Source organism: Armatimonadota bacterium, from assembly GCA_035527535.1.
In the GTDB taxonomy this organism is placed as follows: domain Bacteria; phylum Armatimonadota; class Hebobacteria.
Genome location: DATLAK010000139.1, coordinates 46064 through 62193, shown reverse-complemented (window position 1 = coordinate 62193; position 16130 = coordinate 46064). Strand labels below are relative to the sequence as shown.

Here is a 16130-nt window from a genome sequence, read left to right as displayed (position 1 = left end):
GCCCGAGGAATCCCCTATCGGGGATGCGCAAGATCAGCGATTCCAGCCGCGAGCAACCCCGGTAGGGGATCCCTCGCGTTGCTCGGGATGACACACCCGTTGGGTGAGCTCTTCACGCTCGGAATGCATAATCTGGGTTAGGTGTGGCACAGCCGCCCTCGGCTGTGTCCGGTTCCGTTGCGCCCTCCCGTTCGCCGCCGCCGCGGTGATCCCCTGCGGCGCGCGCGCGGCGTGAAGGAGCACCAACCAGGCAGGCAGAAAGCAAGTGCCGGGGGCGCTTCGGGGGTCGCGGCCTCCGTCCGGGTGTTCCGCAGTTCTCGTGCCCCCAACCGTTTGCCGGAGTCCGAGAGCGCCGGTCGTCCGAGAGGATGCGGTGAAAGACTTCTTCATCAGCTACAACAGCGCGGACCGGGTGTGGGCGGAGTGGATCGCGTGGCAGTTGGAGGAGGCCGGATTCACCACCATGCTCCAGGCCTGGGACTTCCGGCCAGGCTCCAGTTTCGTCCTCGAGATGGACCGCGCCGCCACTGAAGCCGCGCGCACCGTCGCCGTTCTCTCTCGCGATTACGTGGAGGCGCTTTTCACCCAAGCTGAGTGGGCTGCCGCTTTCGCCCAGGATCCAACAGGCGAGAAAGGCACCCTGCTGCCGGTGCGCGTCCGGGAGTGCGACCCGAGAGGGTTGCTGGCGCAGGTCATCTACATTGACCTTGTAGGGAAGGACGAGCGGAGCGCCAGCCGCACCTTGCTCGAAGGTGTACGGCTCGGCCGCGCCAAGCCCACAACAGCGCCTGCCTTCCCCGGGCAGGCCGCGCGCTCCGTCGCCGAACACCCGCACTTTCCCGGAGCATTGCCCGCGACCTGTCACCTCCCCCACCCCCGCAACCGCAACTTCACCGGGCGGAAAGACCTTCTCAAGCGCCTGCGCGAGGCGCTGACCTCGGGCACGCCTGCCGCGCTGACTCAGGCCATTCACGGCCTCGGCGGGGTGGGCAAGACGCAGCTTGCGCTGGAGTACGCATACGCTCACGCGGCTGATTACGACATCATCTGGTGGGTGCGCTCAGAGGAGCCGGCGGCGCTGGCCAGCGAGTATGCATCCCTCGCCGGGCCGCTCGGATTGCCCGAGAAAGATGCCACCGACCAACGCGAAATCGTCGAGGCGGTCCGCCGGTGGCTCGATAAGCGCGACGGGTGGCTGCTGGTCTTCGACAACGCGGCGGAGCCGACCGACCTTCAGGGCTGCTTGCCGCAGGGGGCCGGCGGGCACGTCATCATCACCTCTCGCAACCTGGCATGGGGTGCGGTCGCGCGTCCGCTGCAAGTGAAGGTATGGAAACCGGCGGAGTCGGTGAAGTTCCTGCTCAAGCGTACCAAACAGAAGGACCGGAAGGCAGCCAGCGCGCTGGCGGAGGCCCTGGGTGACCTGCCGTTGGCCCTGGAGCAGGCGGCGGCGTACATCGAAGCCACAGGCGCGACACTCGCGAGCTACGTTGAGCTCTTCAAGGCTCGACACGAAGACCTCTGGGCAAAGGAGAAGCCGCCTCTGGATTACCCCGCCACCGTGGCCACCACGTGGTGTCTGGCCATGGACCGGCTGTGTGACGAGTCGCGCGCCGGTGCGGGCCTATTGAACCTCTGCGCTTTCCTGGCGCCTGATGACACCCCGTGCGACCTTCTGCGGCAGGGCGGAAAGCACTTGCCGGAACTGCTGGCTGCCCCGGCGGGAGACGAGTTGGCGTTCAATGAGGCTGTGGCAGCCCTGCGGCGCTACTCCCTGGTCGAGGTCGGCGACGACGCCCTGTCGGTGCACCCGCTGGTGCAGGCGGTGACCCGTGACCGCCTGCCCGACGATGCCCGCAAGACATGGGTCGAGGCCGCCGTGCGCCTGGTGAACCAAGCCTTTCCGTATGACAGTGATGACGTGCGGACCTGGCCCACGTGCTCGCGCCTGCTGCCCCATGCGCTGTCGGCGGCGGAGCACGCGGAGGCGCTTGCGGCGGCTCCGGACGCAACCGCGCGCCTGCTGAACGAGTCGGGGGCGTACCTTAGGGGACGCGCGCAGTTCGCTCAGGCGAGGACCGCCTTCGAGCGCGCGCTGGCGATTGACGAGAAGGCATTCGGCCCCGACCATCCGCAAGTCGCCGTAGTCGCCAACAACCTCGGCAGCGTCCTGCAAGACCAGGGCGACTTGGCGGGCGCGCGGGCGCACTTCGAGCGCGCGCTGGCGATTGACGAGAAGGCATTCGGCCCCGACCACCCGAAGGTGGCGATCCGGATCAACAACCTCGGCCTTGTCCTGCAAGCCCTGGGCGACCTGGCGGGCGCGCGGGCGCACTTCGAGCGCGCGCTGGCGATTGACGAGAAGGCCCACGGCCCCGACCATCCAGAGGTTGCCACGGACGTCAACAATCTCGGCCTTGTCCTGCAAGACCTGGGCGACCTGACCGGCGCGCGGGTGCACTGCGAGCGGGCGCTGAGGATACTCCGGGAGTTCCTGGGGGAGGACCATCCCAAGACGGTGCTGGTGCGGAACAACCTGGAGGCCCTGCAGGAGCTCCGTTCTTAGGCTGCGCGGGCATGAACCTCCCCGCCGAATCTGCAGATGGATGTGGAACCCCGACTGGTCGGGGTTGAATAGGCACTGCCGAGCGGTGCCCACACAGCCGAGGCGGCTGTGCCACATGAGGCCGGAAGCCGCTTCGAGCCGCCTTGATGCCAAGAACGGAGCTCCTGAGAGGCCCTCGACGCGTGAGGCGCCGCCGCGGAGGCATACCAAGATCCTTCGCCGGCGCTCAGGATGACAGCGTCGTCGCCGTATGTCGTCGCGGGGCCGTGTGCCTCTTTCCCCACCAAAGCGCCCGACGATTCCCTGTTGGCGCGACCACCCGATCGTGGAACGACACCGGTGTGATGTGGGCGGGCGACTACCTCCGCGGCTTCCAACTGGCGGCGGGGGCGGTGGCGTTCTCGGTCGCGCTGGCGGCGCTGATCGGGCGCTGGGTGAGCGCGGATGAGAACTGGCCGGGAGTGCTGGTGCGCGCCGCGCTGGTGACGGCGTTGAGCGCGTGCGCGCTGCGGCGGCTGGGCACGGCGTGGTATTGGCTGATGCTGCCGCTGGTGCTGGCGCCGGCGGGGCGGTGGCGGTGGGGACGCGGACGCGGGGGTTCCATCGCCGAGGGTGAACTGCAGAGCGGATTGGCCGACGCGTGGGAGCTGGCGGCGGAGCAGCCCCTTAACCCCGCGGTGCGCCTGCACCTGGGACGGGCGCTGCTGGCGACCGGGCAAATCGAGGCCGGGCTGGCGGCCCTCGATGAAGCGGTCACGCTGGCGGACGAGGCCGATCGCCCCGCAGTCAGCCGGCTGGCGGCGACGGCTACACAGGAATTCGTGGTCTATTGCCCGCGCTGCGGCCGCCCCAACCGCGCGCACGCGGGCGCCTGTCGCGGCTGCGGCGGCGCCCTGAGCAGGCGCGGCGCGTCACGCCTCTTGCTGTGCCTGTGCCGCCCGGCGCTGCGCCGGTTGCGCCCTCGTGTTTGACCGGCCGCGCCGCCTGCCGGGGGCGCTCGGATACCTGCTGAATCCGGTCACCCCTCGCTCCAGCGAGGCGCGTCCTAGATGTCGGCGGCGAACCCTTGCCGAGGCAGCGCTAAGTTGAGATGGAGCGCTCGTCGGGCTCCGGCTCCTCGGGGTGGATGTAGCTACCGCCGGTTCCCGGCTCGATCGTCACCGGCGAGCCCATGACCGCCCGCCGCACCAGGATGGTGGCGGCCGCCGGAGGTCCGGCGCCGGCGATGCGGACGACGATGGACTCGGGGCCCTTGGCGCGGCTGAGCACGATTACGGTCTGCCCCTCGCTGCGGGTGCGGCGCACCTCGGGGTCGCCCAGCGCCGTGCGGTAGAACCGCTCCAGGGTGTCGAGCGCGGTGGTGCTGGTGAATTCCGCCGACGCGAGCTTCCATTCGTCGCCCTTGGGCGGCTTCAGGCGCCACAGGCTCGACTCTTTCTCGCGCGCGCCGGCGAAGGCGGCGACGCCCAAGTCGTCGGCGGTCGCCCGGGCGGGGCCGGTGATGGTGACGATACCGGCGTCAGTGTGCAGCTCCTCGACGCGGGGCTGGGGCGGCGCGGGGGCTTCGGGTAGAGCGGCCGCCACCGCGAACGTCAAAACCATCACCGCGACTACAACCGACAGGCCGATCAGAGCTCTGGGGGACATGGCTTTCCTCCCGATCTTGTGTGGATGCGGCGCTGCGACGAGGGTCGCCCGGCCAGCGGCGGCCGAGCGACACCGAAAACAGTAGTTGGTGTGGTGTCTATTGCAGGTAGTCCTTGAGCTTCTTGCTGCGTCCGGGCTGCTTGAGCTTCTTGAGGGCCTTGGCCTCGATCTGGCGGATGCGCTCGCGGGTGACCTTGAAGTGCTGCCCCACCTCTTCGAGGGTGCGGGCGTAGCCGTCGTCGAGGCCGAAGCGCAAGCGGATGACGTCGCGCTCGCGCTCGGTGAGGTCGTTGAGGACGTCGTCAATCTGCTCGCGCAGCACCAGGGTGCTGGCGGCGTCGTCGGGGGAGACGGCGTCGGAGTCCTCGATGAAGTCCCCGAGGTGACTGTTCTCTTCCTCGCCGATGGGGGTTTCCAGGGACAGCGGCTCGGGGGCGATGCGGATGATGTCGCCCACGCGCATGACCGCTTTCTCCTTGTCCCCGCGGGTGGCGAAGGGCCCCTCCATGTGCTCGGCGATCTCCTCCAGGGTGGGCTCGCGACCGAGCTCCTGGAGCAACTGGCGGGAGACCTTGATGAGCTTGTTGATGGTCTCGACCATGTGCACCGGGATGCGGATGGTGCGCCCCTGGTCGGCGATGGCGCGGGTGATAGCCTGGCGAATCCACCAGGTGGCGTAGGTCGAGAACTTGAAGCGCTTGCGGTAGTCGAACTTCTCGACCGCGCGGATGAGGCCGATGTTGCCCTCCTGGATGAGATCGAGGAAGGACATGCCGCGGCCGCTGTACTTCTTGGCGATGCTGACCACCAGGCGGCGGTTGGCCTCGATCAGGCGCTGCTTGGCGGCTTCGCCCTCGGTCATGATGGCGCCCGCCCACGCCGACATGGAAACGACTTCGTTCGCGCAGGCGTCGGCGGCCTCGGCCACGAGTTCGACGGTGGGTTCGGCGCCGAGCTGGCGGCGCAGCCGACGCCGCCCGCCGATCACGCGCAGCGCCTTGCGCAGGTGGCGTTCCGACTTGCCGAGGATGACCTCCATGTCGTAGCGATGGGGGTCGAGCTCATCCCTGCCCACTTCGTCCTCGGTGCGCGCCCCCACGCGGAACTCGTCCCATACCTTGCGGGCAAACAGCGCATCGCGCACCTTCTTGAGGGTGAGCTCGCGCAGAATCTTCTCGTAGGTGACGCGCCGCTTGCGGCTCTCGGTGAGTCCGCGCTGGACTTCCGCACGGGTCAGGCGCCCGCCGCCATCCTCGCTGCGCGCGTACTCGCGCAGCAGCACCGCCTGCCGGGCGCCGATGTCGCGCAGCCGCTGCTGCAGCATCGCCTTGAACGCGTCGAGCGCCTGTTCCGGCGTCGGCTCCTCCGCCGCCTGGCGCGCACCGAGACGCTTGAGCGCCTCCTCCAACAGCTCCACCCGCTGGCGCATGGCCCGGTCCGTGACCTGGGCGATGGCGCCATAGATCTCCCGCAGCTTGGTTTCTCTGCCCAGGTGCTGGACGGTGTAGTCCCAGACGCGCTGCGCCCGTCCCAGCAGGGTCGCGCATTCTAGTTTCTTGGCGAGCGCGATCTCTTCCTTCGACGACAGCAGGGGCACCCGCCCGATCTCGCGCAGGTACATGCGCACCGAGTCGTCCGGCGGTATGCCCTCGGACGGCTCGTCCTCGCGCGTGGTCTCGCGACTCCGCGATGGAGGCTCCTCGGGTGAGGGGATGTCTTGCACCCGCTCGATGACCTGGATGCCCTCGTCGGCCACCGCCTGCAGGATCAAGTCTATGTGGTCGGGATCCACGTCGTCGGTCAGCGTGTCGTTGATTTCTGCATAGGTGAGCACGCCGCCGCGCTTGCGGCCCTGCTCCAGCAGTCTCTGGACCTCTTCCGTTTCTCGCAGGTCCACTTCAGCCATCAGTCATCACCCTCAGCCACCCGTGCACCGGCGCTTCGCGCCCGCCGGGCGGCGACGCCGCAAGGCGGGGCTCGCGTGTCAGCCCACCGCCTCGCCCAGGCTGCGCCGGCCCGTGACCTGGGACCGCCGCCGCCTGAGCTCCGTCAGCTCCTGCAGTTCCTCCCGGCTCAATTCCGCGGTCTCGGATTTGTCCAGCAACTGCCGACAGCGCCGCGCGTCACGCCACTCGCACAGGCGCTCGACCGCCTGCCTCAGATCGGCCTCCGGTTCGGCGGCGCCGTCATCCGCCAGCGCCAGCTCCGACAGCAACGCGCACGCTTCTTCCCGCTGCTCCTGCGCGAGCATGGCCTCGATGTCCGGAGCGCCCGCGATCTCGATTCTCTCCTTCATCAGTTCGAAGATCTGGCGGTGGAGGCCGTCGCCGAAATCGGACCCCGACACCTCCGCTGCCAGCCACCTGCCGGCGGCCTCGCTGTGCAGCATCGCCGCCAGCACCTGGCGCTCGACGCGCGTCGGCGCGCCCAGCGGAGCCGCCGCCGGAGGGTCCGGGGACCTGGCCCCGGAGGTGAGCTTTCGCAGTTCGCGGTGCATCGCCTGCTCCATCAACTTGACACGCTCGAGATTCGGCTGGCAGCACCGCTCCGCCAGCCGCCGCACGTAGTGCGCCTGCGCCACCGCGTCCCTCACCCTCGCCAGCACCTGTACCGCCTCCTGCATCACCCCCAGGCGTCCCTCCTCGGTGTCCGGGTGGCTCTCCGCAATCACCGCCAGGCGATAATCCACGGCCGCCAGCGCCTGCTCCAGTTCCCGGGCGAAGGCCTCAGCACCGCCCTCGGCCAGGAAGGAATCGGGGTCCTGGTCCTCTGGCAGGCGCACCACTCGCACCTCCAGCCGCGCCGCCTCGAACAGCTCGTGGCTGCGCAGCATCGCCTTCATCCCGGCCGAGTCGCTGTCAAACGCCGCGTACACCCGCCCGGTATGACGGCGCAGCAGCTCCAGGTGTTCGGCCGTCAGCGCCGTGCCCAACGTCGCCACCGTTTCCGCATACCCCGCGGCGTGGCAGGCGATGGCGTCGAAATACCCCTCGACCACGATCGCTCGCTCGCGCTCGCCCATGGCCTTGCGCGCCTGGGGGAAGCCATAGAGCGTCCGCCCCTTGCGGAACAGCGCCGTCTCGGGCGAGTTGATGTACTTGGCCTCGTCGCCCTCGAGCAGGCGCCCGCCAAAGCCGACGATACGCTCCTGACCGTCTAGGATCGGGAACATCACCCGCCCGCGGAAGCGATCGTAGCAGCCGTCCCCGCGCGGCCGCGCTACGCACAGGCCGGCCTTCTCCACATCGGCATCCCGGCAGCCCATTTGGCGCAGGTGACGGTACAGACGGTCCCATTCGGGCGGCGCCCAGCCGATCCCAAAGCGGGCGATCAAGTCATCCGTAATCCCGCGCTTCCGCAGGTACTCGAGCGCGTGCGGGCTCTCCTCGAGCCGCCGGCGGAAGAACTCAGCCGTATCCGCGTTGATCCGCTCCAAGAGGTCCCTGATCCCGCGGGCGCGGTCGCTCTCGCGGTGACCCTTGAGCTCCACCCCCAGCCGCTGCGCCAGGCGCTGCGCCGCCTCGGGGAAAGTGAGATTCTCCGCGCGCATCAAGAAATGAAAGACATTCCCCCCGGCGCCGCACCCGAAGCAGTGCCACAGCCCCTTGTCCGCATCAACCGTGAACGACGGCGCCTGGTCCGGGTGAAAAGGGCACAAGCCGGCCAGGCGCTTGCCTTGTTTGCGGAGCCGGACATGCGGCGCGATGATCTCGACGATGTTCGTCCGCTCCCGTATATCGTCTACGCTATGGGCTGCCCGGGAGTCGGCCATTGGTATAGCCTGCGCGGCGCTTGGACGATGAACGGGCGGAGGGGCCGCCCGTGCAGACTAGAGTTCGGCGGGCTGCCGCCGTTCCCTCTTGTGGGGGGCGGCGTTTTCGCGCCTACGCACGCTCGCCGTGCCACCCGTGTGCGCTCTTGCGCACAAGGGCGCTGCTTCACCAGCCCCGGCTCGGGGCGCCGCCGATCCCCCCGCCCGCGCCTCAATCCACCGCAACCGGCTTGCCCCGTTTCAGCGATCGGTTGGCGGCGACGGTGACGGCGAGGGTCTTGACCGCGTCACCGTAGGGCGACATGATGCCGGCGGGGTTGCCGCCGCGCACGGCTTTGATGAAGGCCATGTCCTCGGCCGCAAAGATATCTCCCTCGCCCTTGATCTCGACCGTGTCCTTGCCCACGCGCATCACGCGCACCGTGTGCTCCCAGCCCGTGAACTGCGCCGCCACGTCGTTGGCGTACACGTTGAGCGACACCCCGCCCGCCGCATTCGACGAGCACGACGCCCACAGGTTGGCGATCGCGCCCCCCGCGAACTTGATGTTGACGACGCTCGCGTCCTCGATATCATAGGTGTCGGGCGTGCCGGTATTGAAGCCGGTCGCCCCGTAGGCATGTACCTCCACCGCGTCGCCGCACAGGAACCGTGCCAGGTCCACCGTGTGCGTCACTTGCTCCAGGAACTGGCCGCCGCTCTTGCGTTTCTGCACCCACCAGGTCCAGATGCCGATGTCCGGGCGCGGGCGGGGGACGCCGCCGATCCAGCCGCCGGTGACGAGGACCGGGGGATCCCGCTCCAGCAGCCGCCGCACCGTGAGCACGCCGCGGCGGTAGCGATTCATGTAGCCGGCGCAGGTGATGAGGTGCTTGGCTTCCGCCCCCGCCGCGATCTCCCGGGCCTGGGCGAGATCGAGATTGATCGGCTTCTCGACGAAGAAGGGAAGGCCGCGTTCGATCAGTTCGAACTCGGCGCCATGGGCGAACGGCGGCAGGCACACGTAGGCGGCGTCGAGCTCGACGCGCTCCAGCATCTCCCGCGCCGATTTGAAGATGGGCGCGCGGTAGTGCTCGGCGACGGCGCCGGTGCGCACGGGGTCGGCATCGCAGAACGCCGCCACGCTCACGTCACGCAGCTTGCTCAGCGCCTCGGCATGGGCCCGCGCCATTCCGCCGGCGCCGACGAAACCGACTCGCATCTTGGCTGGCATGGGACTTCGTTCCCTCCCCCGGAGTGCGCTGCCTCGCCTGGTCAGCGCCGCCTGTGCACACTCGCCGTCGGGGGTATCATTCAATGGCCGCGCCCCTGGCACCTGCCGCGCGGACGACCCCGACCAATGGACATTCCCCGCCCTCGCGATGCCCCGCCGTGGCATGATCGGGCCCCGCTTGTCGCCTGCCCGGCGGCTATGCTATCATCCTGGCAGTCGGCGGCAGCGCGCTGTGCCGCCGACTGCCAGGTACGTCCCAGGAGGTGCTTAACATGTCCCTCGTGTGGTTGATCCGCTGCTCGTTCATCGGCGCGCTAGTGGTAACGGTGCTTGCGCCCGGATGCGGAAAACCGAAGGGCGAGCAAGCCTCGCCGCCCGTGCGCCGCACCGCCACCCCAGCGCCAGCCGGGACCGGGCCCGGGTCGGGCCTCGCCGACAAGGCCAAGGCCGTCGAACAGGCGCGCAAGCTCGGCACCGGGACCGAACAGCCGCTGGTGACCACCAGCTCGGGCCTGCAGTACATTGAAGTGGTCGAGGGCAGCGGCAAGCAGGTCCAGAAGGGCAGCGTAGTTGATGTGGACTACACCGGATGGCTGGTGACCGGCTTCGTGTTCGATAGCTCCCTTCAGCGCCGAGAGTCCTTCAGCTTCAAGGTCGGCGCCGGCAACGTGATCAAAGGCTGGGACGAGGGGCTGGTCGGCATGAAGGCGGGAGGCATCCGCAAGCTGATCATCCCCGCCGAGCTCGGATATGGGGACCGGGGCACGCCCAGCATTCCACCCGGCGCCACCCTCATTTTCGAGGTCATCGCCCGCCGAGTGCTGTAGCGCCTCGATGTCGAGCGCGCAAGGTCGCACCACCGGGAAGCGCCTCCCTACCGCCCCGGCCGGTAGAAGCGATAGATCACCAGGCGCGAGTTGTGGGCCGGCCCCTGGCGGTCGTGGAACCACTGTGCGTCGAGGCTGGTGTGGGGGCTGACCAGCGCCTCCGCCCACAGGTAGTAGGGGTGCTCCTCGACGGTCACGACGAGCCGGGGATCAGCGGTTTCGCCGCGGGCAGAGATGCGGTGCTCGTAGAAGTTGCGCTGGAGCCCCGCTTGCCAGTAGGTGCGCGTTCTCACCGCCACCACCTCGCCCACCGGTTCGGCGGATGCGGCCGGCTCCGCGCAGCGGGCGAACCCAAAGCGCCCGCGAGCAACAGGCGCCTGCACCGCCAGCCCCTCGGGGGTGCGGGTGTAGTCGAAGCCGACCCGGCCCAGGGTGCGGGTGATGGTGTCGCTGGGGAAGGCGATCATGACGCCGGTGTAGGCCGGTTCGCCCCGGCGTTTCTCGTAGAGCGCGCCCGCGGTGTAGCCGGCGTGGGTCAGGCCCAGGTAGATATCGCAGCCCTCGCGCGCCGGGCCACCCAGGGGCGCCTGGCGAGAGGCGATCCCTCCCGCCCGCGCCTCGAAGCGCAGGTCGCCAAGGTCGCGCCGGTAGAACGCGTAGTCCTCGATGGCATTAGCGGCGCCGTTGGGACGGCACCCGTCGAAGCCCCAGGCGATGCCGGTGAAATGCGCGCCCAGACCGCGGTCGTGCGCGTATTCGAGCGCGAGCACGGCCCCGCTGTAGCCGGTGCGAAAACGCCCCTGCAAGTCCGCCACCCCCGGCACCTGGTCGAAAACGGCGATGGCGTCGGGATAGGGGAAGCGCAGATAGCGCACCTTGCCGATGCGCAGACTCGCGGCGAGCGCGGAGTGGGGTCGGGTGTAGAAGCCATAGCCCTCGATGTAGGCCTCATCGAGGTTGGGCGCCCAGCCGTCGAGGCGGTCCAGCTCACGGTTGTGGCGGGCGAGCAGGTGCGCGCGCAGACCGGGGCCGAGGTCCACTTCCCCTTCGGCGATGAGGTTGCGGGGGGTGAAGTGATCGTCCCAGACGCGCGCGCCGACGCTGAGCTCCCAGTGGCCGTTGCCGTGGCCGACGGTGGGCAGCCACCGGCCAGGCGGCTTCGATCCCGCCACCCTGCCGGCGGGCAAACCCGCAGGCTCGAAGCGGGGCACGGCGTCTGCGCCCGCCACGCCGCCGCCGCGGAAGCCCAACACTGCCGTCAGACCGAGCATCGCCAGCAGCGTCGCCAGCAGCCTCACCATGACACCCTCCGGGGTGAAGCGACTTGCGCGCATGGGTGCAACCGGGTGACGCGGAGATGCGGGTTCGGCGCGCCTCATGTCGGCGGCGATTCTAGCACGCGGGGCGGACCGGGTCAACGCGCCGCAGGCGCATGAAGGAGCTGGCGGTACCGCGCGCTGGCCCGGTGGGTAGATCAGACCCGCCACCCTGCCGGCGGGCGGGTCTCCCTCAGCGCGCGGTGTACTGCAAGAGGCCTTCGTATAGAGGCTGCCCGGCGAATCTGGCAAAGACCAGCACCGGCCCGGGCGACACCGCTACCTTGCCGGTGAAGCGCGCCCCCTCGGCGGGCAGACGCGAAAACGAGCCGCCGCTCGCGACCACTACTTCCTCGGCCCTGGGAACGGTGAGCGAAAACTCAACCGCGTTGCCTGCCGGAAGCGTCTGTGAAAGCGCCTGCTCAAGCCGGCAGCTGCGCGTCAGGAAGGAGCCGTAGGCTTTGGGAAACCCGCCGTCGCTTGCGCTGCCAGAGCGGGCTTGGACGGTGTAGTCCAATGCCCATGCGTAGTCATCGCCGGGGTCGTCTTGCCGGCGCGCGAAGACCCGCAGAACATAGGCGCCTGCGGACGGAAACCGTGCGTGAATGACGAAGCTTTCCGCCTCCCGCTGCGTGAAGGTGTAGCCGTCCTCCACTTCCCGTCCGTCTCGATAGAGGGCCGCCACTAACACGGTTTCCGCAGGAGCGCCGATAGTGACGGTCAGGGGGCCATCCGTCTCAATGGTCGCTGAGTCGTGGCTCACCAGCCGCAGGCCGCACTCGAAGAACGCTGGTCGCACGCGGACGCGTTGGAGATACTCGTCCTTCGAGATGGGCCAAGCCAGCAACTGCCAGCTCGGGTTTTCCGGGAAGTGATCGTAGACAAAGATCTCCGGCGGAGTCAGGAAGTAGTGGGGGCAGAACTTCCACGCGAATGCGCCTTGCTGGTCACGATGACCGGCGCCCCACGAGCAGTCCACCAACTGCCACCGGCCTTCCACCTCCACCGCGTTCCAGGCGTGGTTCACCCACGGGCCCGATTCGTCGGGGAGCCCGGGCCTGAACTTGCTGGAGTGCCCGAAGATGATCTCCGCTTTCATCCCCGCCGCCTCCGCGAGGGCTTTGAACAGGACCGCATAGCCCAGGCAGATGTCGCTGCGGCGAGTGAGCACGACTTCCGGATCGCGACTGCTGGCCTCCAGCGAGACGTCGTAGGCGATATTGCGGGTGATCCAGCGGAAGATGGCCCGGGCTTTCTCCCGGTCGGTGCGAGCCGGTTCGACCAGATAGGCGGAAAGCCATGCGACATCGCCGGTGACCGACGCCGGAGCCGCCAGCGCGTGGGCGTCAATGGCGGCGAACTCATCCGCCGTCTCCTCGGCCCTGGCCGGCGACACCGCGCACACCGTCCCCAGCGCCAACAGCGCCCCAACGACCCATCGCTGCATCAACGCGCCACTCCCATTCAATTCTTCCATGTGCACGGGGAATGCCACCACGCGTATCCGGCTGAGAGGGCTTGCCTGTTGGCAGTGTGGCGGGCGGAGCAGTGCGCCCCAGGCGCGCAAAGACGGCTGGAGACTTGGAACTGCGCTGGAAGACGTTTCGGCGGCCAAGGTGCGATTGCAGCAGCCGCACGCGCCTGGGTAGTAGCATCACCGGGTGCGCGCAGAGGCGACGCGCGGTCGGGAGGCGGAGACCGCAAGCGGCAGGAGCACGACTGACGAGGCGGGAGAGCGGTAGCTGCGCGGAGGTGGTACCCCTGACAGGATTCGAACCTGCGATTCAGGCTCCGGAGGCCTGCGCCTTATCCTCTTGGCCACAGGGGCGCCCAGATGCGCCGGCCCATTCGACTCCGCTGGCCAAGTCGCTGCCGACGCGCACTAGGATTATAGGCGCCACCCGCCGAGGTGTCAACGCGAACCGCGCCGGGGGAATGCGCGGCGCTGATTGCCAAGGCGGGCGCTGGGTGCTATAATTGCAGTGGTTGCGCAGCCGGACATCAGCGGTTCGGCTGCGCTGCCTTGAGCGGCGCCAGGGGTGCCGCCGTGGATGAATCAGGAGGCTGCTCGAGCATGCCCACGTACGAATATGAATGCAACCGCTGCGGAGAGCGCACTGAATTGCAGCAGCGGGTGAGCGACCCGCCGCTGAAGAAGTGCGGCAAGTGCGGCGGGCAGGTGCGCAAGCTAGTGTTCCCGGTTGGGGTCATCTACAAGGGCTCGGGGTTTTATACCACCGATTACGCCCGCAAGGGAGCCAGCCGGGACGACGACGGCAACGGCAAGAAGGATACCAAGCTCGACTCCAAGGACCAGCCGTCCACGGCGACGAAGACCTAACCCGGATTATGCGTGCGGCTTCGGGGATGTCATTCCGAGGAAGCGACGCGACCGAGGCTTGCCCGCCTACGGAGGGCTTGCGCGCCGAAGGCGGGAATCCCCTACCAGGGATGCCCAAGGGCAACCATTCCAGCCGCGAGCAACTCCCTCTGGGAAGGCGTTGCCTCCCCAATCCCTCTGGGGAAGGCGTTGCCTCCCCAACGGGAAGGCAGAGCCTCGGGAAGGCAGAGCCTCGGGATGACAGAGCCACCCGGTAGGGGATCCCTCGCGTTGCGGCTAGGTCGCGGAGCGACCGCCGTGTCCCTAGGTCAGAGACCGGGATGGCGGCCCAAGGTGGCTAGGTGGCTCCGCCACCGCCACGGCGGTCTGCAGAGCAGACCTAGCCGCCTAGCCAGCGGCCCTCCGGGCTTAGCCACTCGGGATGACGCACCCGTTGGGTGAGCGCCTCACGTTGACAATGCATAATCCGGGCTAAGTGCCTATCTTAGAATTCACACTCCACGGGCATGTCATTCCGAACGAAGTGAGGAATCTCGGTTCGGAACGAGATCCCTCGCTGCCGCTCGGGATGACAGTAAGTGCGAGTGGCGAGCAGGCTCACGTGATCCTCATCCTGCGCGATCGCTTCGTGCTGTACGAGCGGGACCGCGCCCGAAACCGTACCCTGCGCGAGTGACCGCCGGTCAGCTTGACCCATGATCGCCTCCTTCGAGCCCATTAGTGGCGTCAAACATCCGGCCCTGCGGCGCGCCCGCGCCCTCGCCACCCCGGCCGGCCGCGCCCGAGCCCAGCACTTCCTGATTGAGGGCGAAAGCATGCTGCGCCAGGCGCTGGCGGCGAAGGTCGGCGTCACGGACGCATTCCTCCTCGCGGACGCGGAGGTCGAAACCTCCCTGGTCGAAGCTCTGACGCAGGCGCGGTGCTATGTCCTGCCCCGCAGCCTGATGACCAAGATCCTGGGCACCGGCTACGACACCGCGATCACGGCGGCGGCGGTGGTGCCGATGCGACCGGCACCGATCGAGGCGCTGGCGGCCGGCGGCGGCCCGCTGCTGGTATGCGAGCGCGTCCAGGACCCGCGCAACGTCGGCGTCCTGCTGCGCACCGCCGAGGCCGGCGGCGCGCACGGCGCGGTGCTGAGCGCGGACGGCGCCGATCCCTTCTCGCGCGCGGCGGTGCGCTCCACCACCGGCTCCATCCTGCGTTTGCCCTTCGCCATCAGCCGCGACCTGGCGACCGACCTCGGACGCTTGCGTGAGGCCGGTCTGCGCATCATCGCGACCTCGGCGCGCGGGCGCACCCCGATCGCTCTGGCCCACCTCGATCGCGACTGCGCGATCATCGTCGGCAACGAGAGCGAAGGGCTCTCTCTCGAGACGCGGCGACTGGCCGACGACACCGTCGCCATCCCCGTGGCCGGGGGTGCGAGTTCGCTCAATGTCACCGTCGCCGCGGGCATCCTGCTCCACGAATGCCTCCGCGGCGCCGCAACGGAGGACTGACATGCCTGGCGTGAGTCACTCGCAGGGATCGCGCATCGGCTTTCGCACCGCCGGGTTTGCGTCGTGGCCCATTGAGCGGGCGCTGCGGGCGCTGGCCGACATCGGGTACGGCTCAGTCGAGCTGTGCCTGGAGCACCCCGAGACGCGGCCCGGCGACATGACTCCGGCGCGCTGCCGGGAGGTCGCGGCTCTGCTGCGCGACCTGGGGCTGCGGCTGTCCTCGGTCAGCTACCACGGCGACCGCCGCCCCGCGCAGGAGCAGGCGGAGAGCCACCTGCAAGCGGAGGAGGTGGCGGAACGGCTGCAATGCCCGGTGCTCGTGCTCAACACCATGCGCCGCGAGCCGGGGCGGGAGGCGGAGCAGATGGGGGAGGCGGTCGCCCTGGCGCGGCGCCTGCTCGAGCGCGGCCGGCGGGAGGTGCTGCTTGCCTACGAGCCGGAGCCGGGCCTGGTCATCGGCGGCACGGCGCAGGTGGTCGAGTTCATGCGGCGGGTGGGCTCGCCGCGCGTGCGCGTCAATCTGGACGTCGGGCACGCGCACATCACCGAACGGAGCGCCATGCACGCGATCGCGACGCTGGGGTCGGCAATCGCGCACACGCACGTCGAGGACATTGCAGGCAAGGTGCACCACCACCTGGTAATAGGTGACGGGGAGCTGGACTTCGCGGTGCTGCGGCGCGCGTTCGAGGCCGCCGGCTACGGCGGCGCCTACACGGTGGACCTGTTCGACCTGGGCGACGACCCGCAGGAGGCGGCGCAGCGCTGCTTCGATGGCATGCTGCGGTGGTTCGGCTGAGTGGCCGTGATGCTGAGCGCGGCGAAGCATCTCATCAGGCCATTATTCGCGTGGCGGCGCGCCGAGGTGAGGGGTTTCGCGGCTTCGCCTAATAATGACATCGGCCGCGGTTGTCAAATCACATGACCGAGTGACGGAGGCGTTTTC

12 protein-coding genes and 1 tRNA gene are annotated in these 16130 nt (G+C 68.9%); 6 read left to right on the top strand and 7 right to left on the bottom strand.

Annotated features, from left to right (window positions below; translation table 11 throughout):
* Window positions 1-373: 373 nt before the first annotated feature.
* Window positions 374-2566: an FxSxx-COOH system tetratricopeptide repeat protein gene (gene fxsT / locus VM221_10000; protein HUT75147.1), complete on the top strand. Its 2193-nt coding sequence runs from the start codon at window positions 374-376 to the stop codon at window positions 2564-2566.
* A 341-nt stretch (window positions 2567-2907) separates the two neighbouring features.
* Window positions 2908-3537, top strand: coding sequence for a hypothetical protein (locus VM221_09995; protein ID HUT75146.1), 630 nt, complete (start codon window positions 2908-2910; stop codon window positions 3535-3537).
* A gap of 109 nt (window positions 3538-3646) precedes the next feature.
* Here the strand turns inward: VM221_09995 and VM221_09990 are convergent, their stop codons facing one another.
* From VM221_09990 to VM221_09975, 4 genes are all read right to left on the bottom strand, one after another.
* Window positions 3647-4213, bottom strand: a complete 567-nt coding sequence (locus tag VM221_09990) for a hypothetical protein (protein ID HUT75145.1) — start codon at window positions 4211-4213, stop codon at window positions 3647-3649.
* Between the two features lie 97 nt (window positions 4214-4310).
* On the bottom strand, window positions 4311-6119 hold the full coding sequence (rpoD, locus tag VM221_09985; protein ID HUT75144.1) for an RNA polymerase sigma factor RpoD: 1809 nt from the start codon (window positions 6117-6119) through the stop codon (window positions 4311-4313).
* A 78-nt stretch (window positions 6120-6197) separates the two neighbouring features.
* Entirely contained in the window at window positions 6198-7985 is a 1788-nt protein-coding gene (dnaG, locus tag VM221_09980; GenBank protein HUT75143.1) for a DNA primase, read from the bottom strand.
* Window positions 7986-8196: 211 nt separating this feature from the next.
* On the bottom strand, window positions 8197-9198 hold the full coding sequence (locus VM221_09975; protein ID HUT75142.1) for a Gfo/Idh/MocA family oxidoreductase: 1002 nt from the start codon (window positions 9196-9198) through the stop codon (window positions 8197-8199).
* Window positions 9199-9470: 272 nt separating this feature from the next.
* On the opposite strand from VM221_09975, the gene VM221_09970 reads away from it, so the two are divergent.
* Entirely contained in the window at window positions 9471-10025 is a 555-nt protein-coding gene (locus VM221_09970; protein HUT75141.1) for an FKBP-type peptidyl-prolyl cis-trans isomerase, read from the top strand.
* 47 nt (window positions 10026-10072) lie between these two features.
* On the opposite strand, the gene VM221_09965 is transcribed toward VM221_09970, so the two are convergent.
* From VM221_09965 to VM221_09955, 3 genes are all read right to left on the bottom strand, one after another.
* Window positions 10073-11326 carry a hypothetical protein gene (locus VM221_09965; protein ID HUT75140.1) on the bottom strand — a complete coding sequence of 418 codons (1254 nt, stop codon included), beginning with the start codon at window positions 11324-11326 and terminating at the stop codon, window positions 10073-10075.
* Window positions 11327-11534: 208 nt separating this feature from the next.
* Window positions 11535-12788 (bottom strand): transglutaminase domain-containing protein, encoded by a 1254-nt coding sequence (locus tag VM221_09960; GenBank protein ID HUT75139.1) that lies wholly within the window; start codon window positions 12786-12788, stop codon window positions 11535-11537.
* A gap of 306 nt (window positions 12789-13094) precedes the next feature.
* Window positions 13095-13169: transfer RNA gene (locus tag VM221_09955), tRNA-Arg, on the bottom strand.
* Between the two features lie 246 nt (window positions 13170-13415).
* Between VM221_09955 and VM221_09950 the strand changes: the two genes are divergently transcribed.
* From VM221_09950 to VM221_09940, 3 genes are all read left to right on the top strand, one after another.
* The gene (locus VM221_09950; GenBank protein ID HUT75138.1) at window positions 13416-13682 is read left to right on the top strand and encodes an FmdB family zinc ribbon protein; all 267 of its coding nucleotides are present in this window, start codon (window positions 13416-13418) and stop codon (window positions 13680-13682) included.
* Window positions 13683-14377: 695 nt separating this feature from the next.
* Window positions 14378-15184: an RNA methyltransferase gene (locus VM221_09945; protein HUT75137.1), complete on the top strand. Its 807-nt coding sequence runs from the start codon at window positions 14378-14380 to the stop codon at window positions 15182-15184.
* A 1-nt stretch (window position 15185) separates the two neighbouring features.
* Window positions 15186-15983 (top strand): sugar phosphate isomerase/epimerase family protein, encoded by a 798-nt coding sequence (locus VM221_09940; protein ID HUT75136.1) that lies wholly within the window; start codon window positions 15186-15188, stop codon window positions 15981-15983.
* Window positions 15984-16130: the final 147 nt, after the last annotated feature.

What these genes read in the sequence shown, in the direction of transcription:
- VM221_09990 (HUT75145.1), bottom strand. Translation starts at nt 4,213, where the DNA reads ATGTCCCCCAGAGCTCTGATCGGCCTGTCGGTTGTAGTCGCGGTGATG.
- rpoD (HUT75144.1), bottom strand. Translation starts at nt 6,119, where the DNA reads ATGGCTGAAGTGGACCTGCGAGAAACGGAAGAGGTCCAGAGACTGCTG.
- dnaG (HUT75143.1), bottom strand. Translation starts at nt 7,985, where the DNA reads ATGGCCGACTCCCGGGCAGCCCATAGCGTAGACGATATACGGGAGCGG.
- VM221_09975 (HUT75142.1), bottom strand. Translation starts at nt 9,198, where the DNA reads ATGCCAGCCAAGATGCGAGTCGGTTTCGTCGGCGCCGGCGGAATGGCG.
- VM221_09970 (HUT75141.1), top strand. Translation starts at nt 9,471, where the DNA reads ATGTCCCTCGTGTGGTTGATCCGCTGCTCGTTCATCGGCGCGCTAGTG.
- VM221_09965 (HUT75140.1), bottom strand. Translation starts at nt 11,326, where the DNA reads ATGGTGAGGCTGCTGGCGACGCTGCTGGCGATGCTCGGTCTGACGGCA.
- VM221_09960 (HUT75139.1), bottom strand. Translation starts at nt 12,788, where the DNA reads ATGCAGCGATGGGTCGTTGGGGCGCTGTTGGCGCTGGGGACGGTGTGC.
- VM221_09950 (HUT75138.1), top strand. Translation starts at nt 13,416, where the DNA reads ATGCCCACGTACGAATATGAATGCAACCGCTGCGGAGAGCGCACTGAA.
- VM221_09945 (HUT75137.1), top strand. Translation starts at nt 14,378, where the DNA reads ATGATCGCCTCCTTCGAGCCCATTAGTGGCGTCAAACATCCGGCCCTG.
- VM221_09940 (HUT75136.1), top strand. Translation starts at nt 15,186, where the DNA reads ATGCCTGGCGTGAGTCACTCGCAGGGATCGCGCATCGGCTTTCGCACC.